The organism is Nonomuraea turcica, assembly GCF_030718205.1.
Taxonomy (GTDB): Bacteria; Actinomycetota; Actinomycetes; order Streptosporangiales; family Streptosporangiaceae; genus Nonomuraea.
This window is the reverse complement of the sequence record NZ_JAUZQF010000002.1, coordinates 594,419-607,743: the sequence shown is the minus strand read 5'-3', so window position 1 is coordinate 607,743 and position 13,325 is coordinate 594,419. Positions and strand designations below refer to the sequence as shown.

Genomic DNA, 13,325 nt, shown 5'->3' with positions numbered 1-13,325 from the left:
TGTGATCTTTGGCTCAAATGCTCAAGTGGTGGACGCGTGGAGTGCGATGACGTTGTCGGGTGTGGGTGCGGGAGTGTCCCGCTGTTGGGTGAGGACGGCGCTGGCGAGGGTCAGGTTGGCCAGTTGGCGTAGCCGCACCAGTACTCCGCGCTACCTGCGGTAGCCACCCTTTTGTGGGTACTTGTCGGCCGCCCCATGGTGGCCTGAAGCTTGGTCGTGCGGGCCGAAGGGCCCTCACATCCAGATGAGATGGGGAGGTTGGCGGTGTCTCAAGAGACTGGTTGCGATGCGGCCAGCTTCTCTAGGCGGCGATGGCCCCAGTCGGAAAGCGGTGCCAGCGCTTCGGAGAGCTCATGGCCGAATGAGGTCAGGGAGTACACGGTCTTCAGCGGCCGTACATCGTGCACCTCCCGGTGGACCAGTCCGTCGGCCTCCATCTCCCGCAGCGTCTGAGTCAGCACCTTCTCGGTGAGGCCCGGCAGCCGCCGGCGTAGCTCACCGGGGCGGCGCGGACCGGATTCCAGAAGCCAGAGCAATATCGTCTTCCACTTGCCGTCGATCACGGCGATCGCGGCGGTTACTCCGCAGACGTTCGGGTCCTGGGCACGGCTGCGCGTCATCTTCATCCCCATTCATCACCGTTTGCTCATTATCGAGGAGTTAAGGCATGACCTCATACGCTGAACAGTCTGCCGTCACCGTGCTCGGCCTGGGGCCGATGGGCCGGGCCCTGGCCAGTGCCTTCCTGGACGCCGGCCTGCCAACCACGGTCTGGAACCGGACGCCGGGCAAGGACGGGGAGTTGGTCGAGCGGGGCGCGGTCAGCACCCGATTGCCCGAAGAGGCGGTCGCCGCAAGCAGGTTGACCGTGGTCTGCGTGGTGAACTATGACGCGGTGGACGCCATCGTGCGGCGCGGTGCGGTCACCGACGCGCTCAAGGGGCGCACCGTCGTGAACCTGACCGCCGACACCCCGGACCGGGCCAGAGACACCGCGACCTGGGCGGCCGAGCACGGCATCGGGTACCTGGACGGTGCGATCATGACGCCGATCACGACCATCGGCACACCGGCCGGGGTATTCCTGCACAGCGGTCCCGAGGGGCTTTACCGCGAGCACCGGCCAGTGCTGGACGCCCTGGGTGGCACCCACACCCACCTCGGTGAGGACATCGGCCGAGCGGCTGCATACGACATCGCCTTGCTCGATATCTTCTGGACCGCGATGGCGGGGTATGCGCACGCGCTGGCGGTGGCAAGAGCTGAAGGGGTCACCGCGCGGGAACTGGCGCTGTTCGCCAAGGGAATCGGCACGATCCTTCCGCCGATCTTCGAGCAGGCTGCGGAGGACGTGGACAGCGGCAGGTTCTCCGGTGAGGGCAACCCGATCACCTCGGCGGTGTCGTCCATGGCCCATATCGTCCACACCTCCGAGGCCCATGGCATCGAGGCGGGCGTGATGCGTGCGGCCGAAGGCCTGGCGCGCCGCGCCATCGGACGGGGCCACGGCACCGACGGCTTCCTCCGGATCACCGAGATCCTCAACCCTCGGTGAGGTGATCGATAGTTGGCGCCTGGGGAACCGTCAGATGGGCGCCGCTGAGAGACGTTTGATCTCAGTTGGAGTTCGTTCATCGAGAAGTTATCGCGCCACCACTGATCGTGTGTTGTGTTCGGTTGGTGACTGTGCGCACAACACCTGCTGTGCCCTCGGATCGGTCAACGGCCAAGTCCGACTCCCAGGGGCGGCCTGGTTTGAAGGCCTAGAGCCGGAGAGGAAGCGGGCGGGCTGAGCGGGCACCGATGACTTCCGGGCGGCAGTGTCGTCTAAAGCATTTGTGATAGGCCACAGACGCTGCGGCCACGCGAGCGCTGCGGCCCGGGACACGCACGGTCCTCTAGCAAGTACGGTCCCCAGCCGACCCGAGACCACGGAGTTTTGATCATGGGGAAGCTGATAGCGACAGTGTTCAACTACTCCCTCGACGGCCTTCTCGCCGACGAAGGCACCGAGTTTTGGAAGTTCTGCTTCGGCCTGCCCGAAAACCGTGAGCCCGATGACCCGGCGCACCTCGACTTTCTCCAGAGCGCCTATGCGCACGTCATGGGCCGCACCGCTTACGAGGGCATCGCCGGGGCCATGACAACTTCCACCGACCACCCGTTCGCCGACATCCTGAACGCCGCGCGCAAGGTCGTCTTCTCCCGGACCCTGAAAACGGCCGACTGGGCCAACACCACCGTCGCCGCTGGTGACACGACCGTAGAGATCGACAAGCTCAGGCTGGGCGGCGACGGCCACATCGTGGTCTGGGGCGGCGTCAGCCTCTGGCGGTCGCTCATGCGGCTCGACCTGATCGACGAGCTCCAGCTGAGCGTGTTCCCCTATGTTGCGGGCGAGGGCACCCGGCTGTTCGACGGCGTCCCCAAGTCCTACCAGCTCGACCTGGCCTCCAGCATCGCCTCCAGCAACGGGATCATATATCTGCAGTACCGGCGACACCGCTGACCCAGCGGCCGGCATGCACAACGAGCAGCAGTCACGTTGCTGCGCTGGCTCCACCCGAGCGTGTACGTCTCCGAACCCCTGCTCAGCGCGCGCCGTCGACTAGGATCCGCGCGACTGACGTGCCGTTCAGCTCGGGCACGTGATGGGCGTTCAGTGACCGGAAATGGTCCGCCACATCGGCCCGGCTCGACCGCGGTCGGATCCACGGCACCGCCGGATGCCCATCAGCGGGCCAGTCGAGCCGTCAGTCGGACTGCTCGGCGAACAACTCGGCGGTGCGGTCATGATCGCCCTCGGCGATCCGGCGAAGCAACTCTTCCACGATGGCACGGGTGGCACGACTCATGTCAGGAGCCTTTCCAGTCCCGTGCGGGGTCTGCCCCGCCTTCGGCGGGCCATCCCCTGGCGGGGACGCATTCATCCACGGCCTGAAGGCCGATGGCTTTCTGTGGCTCTTGGTAAGCGAGACCCCATTCTGGGGCAGGAACGCGGCCACGGTGTAGAGGGCCCACCGCCAGTCCGAACCGGGTCTGCAGATCCGTCCCTTGAGCGAGCAACCTGATCCGCCATCAAAGCTCGCCATGGAACCGAAACCGGACTTCCACCGTCCCTTCGATAGAAGGGATCGACCAACCGCCTACAAGTCGCATCAGTCCCGTGACAGCCCCGTTCGTCGACTCCGCTGGACCCCGTTCGAACAAGGAGTACGAATCGGTGAATCCACACGCGCTTGCCCACCGGGCACACCGACACGGCTGGGATGTGCAGACCGTTCCGCGATCCTCCGGCCCTACGGTCATCCTGCGGCGTGACGGCTGGCGTCTGGAAATCGCGTTCGACGGTCACGCACCCAAGGAGGCCACTGCCAACGAACCCGGTCACAACGTCGGCAGACAGCTCAACCTCCGCTCGATCAACGACTTCGTGCGACAGCCACGGACAGATCGGTTATCTCGCCCATGCCGCGATCGGCGGCAGGGCACCAGTCGCACGAGCGACCACGAAGCGGGCGAGCATCTGGACGACCGACAGAGCGACCGCGAGCAGGACGCCGTACGGGATGATGAACGATGATCGTCATCCGACGTGGGTGACGTCATCCGAACATCTGAGGCCCGCCGTGCTCCTCAGAGGCCAGATGGGCGAGCAACTCGGGGAGCCAGGTCCAGCCCGGCCGGGGCGAAGGCCTCGCCTCGCGTGCAGCGTGCCGGGAGGTGAAAAGGCCCCGATCCCATGCCAGGTGCCGGGGACCGGGGCAAATCGCTCGTTTCAGGCTGTCTAGCCGAAGCGGAACGCGGCCAGCCGGATGTCTCCGTGCAGGTTCACCTGCAGGTCGTGGACGCCTTCCGGCGAGGTCTCCAGGTCTCCGGCGATGGTCGTCCACGCGTAGCGGCACCCGGTGACCGGCACCGGGATCTCGGCGAGCAGCCGGTCGCCCGCCAGGAACTCCAGCTTCCCCGCACTCAGACCGGCGACCTCGGCCTCGATGCGGATGGCCCCGGACAGGTCGGTGGAGCGGAACAGCAGCGTCGCGGGCTGGGCCTGGCTGGCGGGAGCGACCGCGTCGCCGGTGGTGCGGGTGGCGTCGACCAGGGTGATGCCCGAGTGGTCGTCGAAGTCGACGGCCGAGGTGCTCCTGTCGACGACGACGCGCGGCCCGGGGGTGGGACCGCTCACCGTGATCGGCGCCGCCTGGGCGATGTCACCGGCGGAGCGGCCCACCAGCACCTCATAGTCGCCGGGGTCAAGGGCGAAGGCCCCGCCGGCCACGTCCCAGTGTGCGAGGTGCTCGGCTGACAGCCGGAAGGTGAGTTCTCGGCTCTCGCCCGGTGACAGCACGACCTTGCGGAAGTCGGCGAGCCGCAGCCAGGGGGCCTCGTAGCGAGCGTTCAACGCTCGGACGTAGAGCTGCACCACCTCGGATCCCGGCCGGGTTCCGGTGTTGGTCAGCGTCATCGAGACGTCGACCGCACCGTCCGTGGCCAGGGACCCCGAGGAGAGCCGCAGGTCGCCGTAGGCGAACTCCGCGTAGGAGAGTCCGTGGCCGAAGGGGTACAGCGGGGCGGCCGGGTGGTACTGGTAGGTCCAGCCCGCCTGGACGATGTCGTAGTCCAGCGGGTGCGGGAGCTCGTCGTCGCCGCGATACCACGTCTGCGGCAACCGCCCCCCGGGGTCGGCCTCGCCGAGCAGGACGGCAGCCAAGGCTCGGCCGGTTTCCTGCCCGCCGTGGGAGGTCCACACCATGGCGGGCAGGTGCTTGTCGGCCCAGTCCAGGGCGTAGGGGTAGCTGCTCATGGTGACGAGCACGGTTTCGGGGCGGACCTCGGCGATTGCGCGCAGCAGCGCCTCCTGCCCCGCGGGCAGCGCGAGATCCCGGCGGTCTTCCGTCTCGCGGCCATTGATCAGCGGGTGGTTGCCGAGCACCACGATGGCGACGTCGGCGTCCTCGGCGGCGGCCCTGGCCTCCGCCGTACCGTCATGCAGGAGTTCCCGCTCCCAGCACTCGGCGGCGGCGGGGGTTTCGGCGGTGACGCCGAGCCGCCCGTCGACGGGGTCGACCGCGGCGTACCGGCCGGTGCGAACATTGCGCAGCACCACGCCACCGGGGACCGGTTCGAGGCGAAACGTCTCGTTGATGAACCAGGTCTTGAGCACCTCCCGGTCTGCGGTCAGTGAACCGTTGTCCTGGACGCTGAGGTAGCGGCCGGTGGCGGCGTCACGCAGGGTGCACGCCCCGCCGCCCCAGTCGACGACATCGAAGGAGGACCCGCCCAACAGTTCACCGGTGGAGCGGGCCCGCAGCGCGATCCGGTCGGCCCCTTCCACGCGGACGACCTCGCCGAGCGTCTCGTCCAGCCCCGCCGCGACGCTGATCTGGTAGGGCAGGGTGCCGCTGTACCAGTCCTCGAACAGGGTGTTCGCGAGGGGTCCGATGACCGCCACACGAGGAGTGCCCGTCAGGGGCAACAGGCCGTCGTTCTTGAGCAGCACCACCGACTCGGTCGCGGCGCGCAGGGCGAGAGCCCGGTGTTCGGCGCAGTCGATCACTTCGGGACCGATGGCGGCGTACGGGTCGAGGTCCGGGTCGAACTCCCCGAGCCGGAAGCGCAGCGAAAGTTGCCGTCGCACCGCGCGGTTGATGTCGTCCTCATCGATCAGCCCCCGGCCCAGCGCCTCCCGCAGCCTGCCGACCGGAGTCGCGCTGTCCTCGCCGTGGTCGGTGAAGCTGTCGATGCCGGCCTTGAGCGCGGCGGCATGGGATTCGGCGTGGTCGTCGAAGTAGTGCTCCAGATCGACCAGGTTGGACGGTGCCTCCGCGTCGCTGACCACGAACAGCTCGTGCCCGGTGGGCTCGGCCCACCGCCGCAGCTCCGTCTCGATGAGCGGGCTGACGTGGCAGGGACGGCCGTTGACCAGGTTGTACGCAGCCATCACGCCGGTGGCCAGGCCCGAGGCGACCACGGGCCGGAACGCTGCCAGGTCGTATTCCTGCAGCACACGGGGACGTACGCCGGAGGAGGTGACGCATCGGTCGTCCTCGTTGTTGTACGCGAGGAAGTGCTTGAGCACCGGGGCCGCACGAAGGAAGGTCGGATGGTCGCCGGTCAGACCCTTGCAATAGGCCACACCGAGCCGCGCGGTGTGCACCGGGTCCTCGGAGTAGCCCTCCTCGTTGCGCCCCCAGCGCGGGTCGCGCAACAGGTTCACTACGGGAGCCCACGCCTGCAAGCTGTTGGCGCCGGAGCCGATCACGGGCGGGCGGTGGCGGTGGAAGGCGCGCAGCTCGACCGAGATGGCCTCGGCGACCAGCCGTACCAACTCCTCGTCCCACGTCGCCCCCAGGCCAACCGCCTGCGGAAACACCGTCGCAACTCCCAGCCACCCCACGCCGTGCAGGGCTTCGGTCCCGGTGCGGAACGAGGCGATGCCCAGACGCGGCACGGCGGGCGCGTACTGGTGCAGCATCGCGATTCTTTCGTTGAGCGTTAACCGTTCGAGTAGATCGTCGACGCGCTTGCGGATCGGCAGTGCGGGGTCCCTAAAGGGAACCGTGTCGGCCGCGGACAGAGACGGGGAGCTCACGGTGTCAGACCCCTAAGCAGGCTCGATGGGACAGTGGTCAGCGGAGCGCATCGAAGCTGTCACGAGCCTGACCGACTGTCAATGCCTCACCGGAGGAAAACTTTCGTTTAATAACTTCCCTTGTGCTGCCGGAAACATGTCATGGGTCTCGCGGCGACGCAGAAGCGCTTCGACGACAGGGCCACCCGGCGAGTGGAGGGCCTGGGAGCGTCCGAGTCGTCGCAGCCGGCGCATGCGGGTGGCCATGCGAGCGGGAAACGTGCGGGAAACAATCCCTTGACAACGGGTGTGTCCGGAATCGAGAGTAATGGGCATTCCGCCTGACTACGTAGTCAGTCGGAAGGTCCGCCCAGTCTGACTACGTAGGCAGGATCGAGGAGCCCTCATGTCGGAGGCCAGGCGCCGCGCCCCTACCAGCACCGACGTCGCGCGGCGCGCCGGCGTCTCGCAGAAGACTGTCTCCCGTGTCATGAACGCCGAGCCGTACGTCAGCGCCGACGTTCGGGAGCGGGTTCTCGCGGTGGCTCGCGAGCTCGGGTATCGCCCCAACACCGCGGCCCGCGCGCTCCTTCTGGGCCGCTTCCAGCGCATCGGGATGGTCTCGCTCGGCAGTTCGCTGTACGGGCCCTCGGCGCTGCTGGTCGCGCTGGAGCGGCGGGCCCGGGAGACGAGCTATGCGTTCAGCGTGGTCCACACGTTCGAGGGCAGACCGGACAGCATCACGAGCGCGGTGGAGTCCCTGCTGGACCAGGGTGTGGACGGCATCGTGCTGTCCGAGCCGGTAGACGATGGGCAGGAGCTGCGCATCGACCCGGACATCCCCGTGCTCAGCTTCGGCAGGTTCCCCGGTCTCGACGGGCCCCGGATGGCGGTCACCGGAGCATCCGGCTTCGATGCGGGTCGGCTCGCCACCGAGCACCTGCTCGGCCTGGGGCATGCGACAGTCTGGCATGTCGCGGGGCCTGGTCAGTGGCTGGCGTCGCGCGACCGGGCCCGCGGCTGGCGGCACGCGCTCGAGTCCGCGGGGATCGCCGCGCCACCGCCGATTGAAGGGGACTGGTCGCCCGCCTCGGGTTACGAGGCCGGCCGGCGACTGGCCGCGGACCCCGAGGTCACCGCGGTGTTCGTGGCCAACGACGAGATGGCGATCGGCCTGCTGCGGGCCATGGCTGAGGCGGGCCGCGCCGTCCCCGACGAGGTGAGCGTCGTCGGGATGGACGACATCCCGGCCGCGGCGTACCTATCGCCACCGCTGACCACCATCCGCCAGGACTTCGAGGCGATCGCCGCACACGCGCTCGACCTGCTCGTCCACCAGATCGAGAACGCCCCAGGCTCGGCGACCGTCGACGACCTACCGGCGCAGCTCGTGCTACGCCGGTCGACGACCCCCCCAAGGAGTAAGAGATGACTTTGCCGAGGAAGAGACGGCTCGCCGCGGGAGCCGCCGCGGCCCTGTTCCTCGCCGGATGCGCCGGCGGCACGACCGGCGGTACCGGCGGCGGCGAGGGCAAGCCCGCCGCCATCAGCCAGGCCGACATCGACAAGGCGATGAAGACGCCGACCGAGCTCACGTTCTGGACCTGGCTGCCCGACATCGACAAGGAAGTAGCGCTGTTCGAGAAGAAATATCCTGCCATCAGCGTCAAGGTGGTCAACGCAGGTAACAGCCAGGCGGAGTACACGAAACTGCGAACGGCGCTCAAGGCCGGCAGCGGCGCCCCGGACGTGGTGCAGCTCGAGTACCAGCACATTCCCGGCTTCGCCATCACCGACAGTCTGCTGGACCTGCGGCCGTACGGCGCGGAGGCGCTCAAGGAGCGGTTCGTCGACTGGGCGTGGGGCCAGGTGAGCGGCAGGAACGGCGAAGTCTGGGCGATCCCCCAGGACACCGGGCCGATGGGGATGCTCTACCGCAAGGACATCTTCGACAAGCACGGCATCCAGCCGCCGAAGACCTGGGACGAGTTCGCCGCCGCGGCCCGCAAGCTGCACGCCGCCGACCCCGGCGTGTACCTGACCAACTTCCCCACCAACCACAACTCCATCTGGACGGGCCTGATGTGGCAGGCCGGCGTCAAGCCGTTCCAGATGAAGGGCGCCGACCAGGTCTCCGTCGACGTCGCCGGTGAGACGTCGAAGAAGCTCGCCTCCTACTGGAGCGGCCTGGTCAAGGAGGGCGTCGTGTCCACCGACGCCGACTTCAGCGACCAGTGGTTCCAGGCCCTCAACAAGGGCAGGTACGCGACCTGGCTGACCGCCGCCTGGGGCCCGCTCTTCCTGTCCACCAGTGCCAAGGAGACCCGCGGAAAATGGCGGGTCGCGCCGTTGCCGCAGTGGACGGCCGGTGAGCAGAAATCCGGCAACTGGGGCGGCTCGACCAGCGCCGTCGTCAAGATGACCAAGAACCCGATCGCCGCGGCCAAGTTCGCCGAATTCCTCAACACCGACCCCGAGTCGGCCAAGATGCTGACGACCCTGCAGTTCCTGTACCCGCCGACCAAGGCGTTGCTGAGCGACCCGGCCTTTGTCGAGCAGAAATCGGACTTCTACGGCGGGCAGCAGGTGAACAAGGTGTTCGCCGACATCAGCGGCACGGTCCCCACCGACTTCACCTGGCTGCCGTTCATGGACCAGATCAACAACGACTGGAACGAGACGGTGGGCAAGTCGCTCGCCGACAAGACCGACACGGCCGCCGGGTTGGACAAATGGCAGCAGACCATCACCACCTACGCCGAGAAGCAGGGCTTCAAGGTCGCACGATGAGCGTCATGACAGTGCCGCGGTCCCGGCGGGCGAGCGCCCGCCGGGACAGGGCGGGTTACCTCTTCGTCGCGCCGTTCCTCCTCATGTTCGTCGCCATGCTCGTGGCGCCGCTGGCGTACGCCGGATATCTGAGCCTGTTCCGGGAGCAACTGATCGGCGGTGTCAGGTTCGCCGGTCTCGACAACTACATCCAGGCGCTGAGCGACGAGCGGCTGCTCGACGGCGTGCTGCGCGTGAGCCGGTTCTTCCTCGTCCAGGTGCCGATCATGCTGGGGCTGGCGTTGTTGTTCGCCCTCGCCCTGGACAGCGGCGCGATGTGGCTGTCGCGGGTGATCCGGCTGGGGATCTTCGTCCCGTACGCGGTGCCCGGCGTGATCGCCGCGCTGATGTGGAGTTACCTGTACGGCCCGCAGTTCGGGCCGATCACCCAGCTCGCGGAGGCACTGGGCCTGCCCGCGCCGAACCTGCTCAGCAGCGACGTGATGCTGGGCTCGGTGGCCAACATCGTGACCTGGGAGTTCACCGGATACAACATGATCATCCTGTATGCCGCGCTGCGCGCCATCCCCACCGAGCTGTACGAGGCCGCGGCCGTGGATGGTGCCGGCGCCTGGCGGATCGCCTGGAGCGTGAAGATCCCCGCCCTGCGGCCCGCCCTTCTGATGGCACTGATCTTCTCGGTGATCGGCAGCTTCCAACTGTTCAACGAGCCGGCGTTGCTGCAGCGCCTGGCCCCCAACGTCATCGACAGCGCCTACACCCCCAACCTGTACACCTACTCCCTGGCCTTCGTCAGCCAGGACGTCAACTACGCCGCGGCCGTGTCCTTCCTGCTCGGGCTCGTCATCGTCGTGGTGTCGTACACCGTCCAGCTCGCCGTCGCCCGGAGGAGAAGATGACCGTCACCGCAACGGCGCCGCCCCAGGCCACGGCCGGCGCCGCCCACTCCGCCGCGGCGGGCCGGCGTCGTAGCCCGGTGCTCACGTTGGGGATGCTCGCCGTCCTGATCTACTTCCTGCTGCCGCTGTTCTGGCTGGTGGTGGCGGCCACGAAGACCACCGGCGCGCTGTTCTCCAGCTTCGGACTCTGGTTCGGCGGGGACTTCGCGCTGCCGGCCAACGTCCGGAACGTCTTCACCGCTGACGGCGGAGTGTACGTCCAGTGGCTGCTCAACACGGGGATGTACGCGCTGGTGAGCGCGGGTGGCGCGGCGCTGCTGGCCGCCCTGGGCGGCTACGGGTTCGCCAAGTTCGCCTTCCGCGGCAACAGGCTGCTGTTCGGAACCGTCCTCGGCGCGATCATGGTGCCCAGCACCGCGCTGGTCATTCCCACGTACCTGATCTTCTCGAATGTCGGGCTGGTGAACACGCCCTGGGCGATCATCCTGCCCTCGCTGGTGAACCCGTTCGGGCTCTACCTCATGCGGGTGTACGTCGAGGAGGCGGTGCCCGACAGCCTCCTGGAGGCGGCCCGCATCGATGGAGCCGGTGAGTTCCGGATCTTCCGTCAGGTGGTGCTGCGCCTGCTCGCGCCGGGCTTCGTCACCGTGCTGCTCTTCACGCTCGTCGCCACCTGGAACAACTACTTCCTGCCGCTGATCATGCTCAACGACCCCTCCCTCTACCCCGTCACCGTCGGCCTGGCCAACTGGGCCGGGCGGGCGTCGGTGGGCGGCGGCGGCACCGGCGACGTCATCCCCCTTGTGGTCACCGGCTCACTGTTGTCCATCATCCCGCTGGTCGCGGCGTTCCTGATGCTTCAGCGCTACTGGCAGAACGGCCTCACCGCCGGCGGGGTCAAGCAATGAACGAAACGAAGGGAACATACGTGTCGCGAGTGCTCTTCGGCGCCGCCTACTACCCCGAATACCACCCCAGTGAGCTGCTGAAGACCGACCTCGACCTGATGGCCGAGGCGCGCTTCTCCGTCATCCGGGTCGGCGAGTCCGTCTGGTCGACCTGGGAGCCCGAGAACGGGCGCTTCAACCTGGACTGGCTCCAGCCCACGCTCGACGGCGCGCACGAGCGCGGCATCGGCGTCATCCTCGGCACCCCGACCTATGCCGTGCCGCCGTGGCTCGCCCGCCAGTACCCCGAGATCGCCGGCGAGCGGGGCTCGGGACGGCGCATCCCGTGGGGCGCCCGCCAGGAGATGGACTTCACCCACCCGGCCTACCGCTTCCACGCCGAGCGGATCATCCGGCGCATCGTGGAGCGGTACGCCGGCCACCCGGCGGTGATCGGCTTCCAGGTGGACAACGAGCCCGGCCCGGTGCTGCTGCACAACCACGGCGTCTTCCAGCGCTTCGTTGATCATCTGCGCGACCGCTACGGCGACGTGGAGACGCTCAACGAGGAGTGGGGCCTGGTCTACTGGTCGCATCGGCTGTCGACCTGGGCCGACCTGTGGACGCCTGACGGCAACGCGCAACCGCAGTACGAGCAGGCCTGGCGCCGCTTCCAGGTCGAGCAGGTCACCGAGTTCATCGCCTGGCAGGCGGACATCGTCCGCGAATACGCCAGGCCGGACCAGTTCGTCACCACCTGCATCTCCTACGACCGGCCGGCGGTGGCCGACGACGAGTTGACCCGGCGTCTCGACGTCACCGCCGGCAACCCGTACTACGTCATGCAGGACGGTCTCGCTCTGCCCGCCGGGGAGAGCGGCCCGCAGCAGTGGGCCACCCACGACACCTGGGCGTTCTACCTCAGCGCCGACCGGATGTTCGCCTCACGTCAGGAGCCCTTCCTGGTCACCGAGACCAACGCGCAGGCCATCGGTCCGTCGTGGATGAACCAGCCCGCGTACGACGGTCAGTGGCGGCAGGCCGCCTGGGCGCTCGTCTCGCGGGGCGCGAACATGATCGAGTACTGGCAGTGGCGCACCCTGGTCTTCGGCACCGAGACCTACTGGGGCGGCGTCCTGCCGCACAGCGGCCGCCCGGGCCGCGTCTATCGGGAGATCGCCCGGATCGGCGCGGAGCTGGAGACGGCCGGCGAGCTGGTCGCGGGCCTGATCCCGGACGCCGACGTCGCGATGCTCTACTCCACGCCGAGCAATTGGGCGCTGACCGCCCAGCCGGCTCTGGCGCTACCGGACGGCGGCCCGGACCGGCGTTCCTACCAGGGCATCTTCGACCCGTTCTACCGTGGCGCGTTCGAGGCGGGCCTCCAGGTACGGGTGCTGCACGCGGCTCAGGCGGTGGCGGCCGAGCCGGGCGAGCTGGCCGCACGGCACCCGGTCCTCGTCGCCGCCGGTCTGTACGCGGCCGACGACGCCACGCTGGACTGGCTGGCGGCCTACGCCTCGGCCGGCGGCCACCTGGTGCTCGGGCCGCGCACCGCGTACGCCGATCACGAGGCACGCGCACGCCGCGAGGTCCAGCCGGCCCGGCTCGCCGAGCCCGCGGGCGTGTCGTACGACGAGTTCAGCAACCTGCCGGCCGACCTGCCCGTGCAGGCCACGACTGGCTCACCGCTGAGGCTGCCGTCCGACGCCGCGGGCACCCGATGGGCGGACGGCGTGCACGCGCAGGACGCCGAGGTGCTCGCCGACTACCGGCACCCGCACTTCGGCCGGTGGGCGGCCGTGACCACCCGCCCGTACGGCGCGGGCCGCATCACCTACGTCGGCACCATCCCCAACCCCGGCATGGCCACGGCGCTGTTCCGCTGGCTCGTCCCCGATGCCGGGTCGTGGGGCGGCATGCCGTCGGGCGTCACCTCGACCGGCGCCGTCACGGCAGACGGGCGGCGGCTGCGCTTCCTGCACAACTGGACCTGGCAGGAGGTCGCCGTCCCGGCACCGACCGCGGTGCGCGACGTGCTCGCCGGCGCCGACCATGCGGCCGGTGCGGAACTACGTCTCGGTCCATGGGATGTACGCGTCCTGCTGGAGATGCCATAGCCGTCGCTACCCCTCGCCGGCCAGCGTCATGCGCCTGCTGCGCGACCACGAACAGAAC

10 protein-coding genes are annotated in these 13,325 nt (G+C 68.5%); 8 read left to right on the top strand and 2 right to left on the bottom strand.

Annotated features, from left to right (window positions below):
* Window positions 1-269: 269 nt before the first annotated feature.
* Window positions 270-626, bottom strand: a complete 357-nt coding sequence (locus Q9G87_RS08300; protein ID WP_371825747.1) for a winged helix-turn-helix transcriptional regulator — start codon at window positions 624-626, stop codon at window positions 270-272.
* 41 nt (window positions 627-667) lie between these two features.
* On the opposite strand from Q9G87_RS08300, the gene Q9G87_RS08295 reads away from it, so the two are divergent.
* From Q9G87_RS08295 to Q9G87_RS08285, 3 genes are all read left to right on the top strand, one after another.
* On the top strand, window positions 668-1,555 hold the full coding sequence (locus tag Q9G87_RS08295; protein WP_305915620.1) for an NAD(P)-dependent oxidoreductase: 888 nt from the start codon (window positions 668-670) through the stop codon (window positions 1,553-1,555).
* A gap of 390 nt (window positions 1,556-1,945) precedes the next feature.
* Window positions 1,946-2,509 carry a dihydrofolate reductase family protein gene (locus Q9G87_RS08290; RefSeq protein WP_305915619.1) on the top strand — a complete coding sequence of 188 codons (564 nt, stop codon included), beginning with the start codon at window positions 1,946-1,948 and terminating at the stop codon, window positions 2,507-2,509.
* Between the two features lie 714 nt (window positions 2,510-3,223).
* Window positions 3,224-3,583: a hypothetical protein gene (locus Q9G87_RS08285; protein WP_305915618.1), complete on the top strand. Its 360-nt coding sequence runs from the start codon at window positions 3,224-3,226 to the stop codon at window positions 3,581-3,583.
* 204 nt (window positions 3,584-3,787) lie between these two features.
* Here Q9G87_RS08285 and Q9G87_RS08280 read toward each other — a convergent pair whose 3' ends face one another.
* Window positions 3,788-6,592 (bottom strand): glycoside hydrolase family 3 protein, encoded by a 2,805-nt coding sequence (locus tag Q9G87_RS08280; RefSeq protein WP_305915617.1) that lies wholly within the window; start codon window positions 6,590-6,592, stop codon window positions 3,788-3,790.
* Window positions 6,593-6,977: 385 nt separating this feature from the next.
* On the opposite strand from Q9G87_RS08280, the gene Q9G87_RS08275 reads away from it, so the two are divergent.
* From Q9G87_RS08275 to Q9G87_RS08255, 5 genes are read left to right on the top strand one after another with little or no spacing between them, the layout of a single operon-like run.
* Window positions 6,978-8,003: a LacI family DNA-binding transcriptional regulator gene (locus Q9G87_RS08275; protein WP_305915616.1), complete on the top strand. Its 1,026-nt coding sequence runs from the start codon at window positions 6,978-6,980 to the stop codon at window positions 8,001-8,003.
* Complete coding sequence (locus tag Q9G87_RS08270) at window positions 8,000-9,361, top strand: ABC transporter substrate-binding protein (protein WP_305915615.1); 1,362 nt, start codon at window positions 8,000-8,002, stop codon at window positions 9,359-9,361. The genes Q9G87_RS08275 and Q9G87_RS08270 overlap by 4 nt, the downstream gene beginning before the upstream one ends.
* 5 nt (window positions 9,362-9,366) lie before the next feature.
* A complete protein-coding gene (locus tag Q9G87_RS08265; protein WP_305915614.1) occupies window positions 9,367-10,260 on the top strand; it encodes a carbohydrate ABC transporter permease in 894 nt (297 codons plus the stop codon).
* Window positions 10,257-11,168 (top strand): carbohydrate ABC transporter permease, encoded by a 912-nt coding sequence (locus Q9G87_RS08260; protein WP_305915613.1) that lies wholly within the window; start codon window positions 10,257-10,259, stop codon window positions 11,166-11,168. Before Q9G87_RS08265 ends, Q9G87_RS08260 begins: the two co-directional genes overlap by 4 nt.
* A gap of 20 nt (window positions 11,169-11,188) precedes the next feature.
* A complete protein-coding gene (locus Q9G87_RS08255; RefSeq protein WP_305915612.1) occupies window positions 11,189-13,267 on the top strand; it encodes a beta-galactosidase in 2,079 nt (692 codons plus the stop codon).
* The last annotated feature ends 58 nt before the right edge of the window (window positions 13,268-13,325 follow it).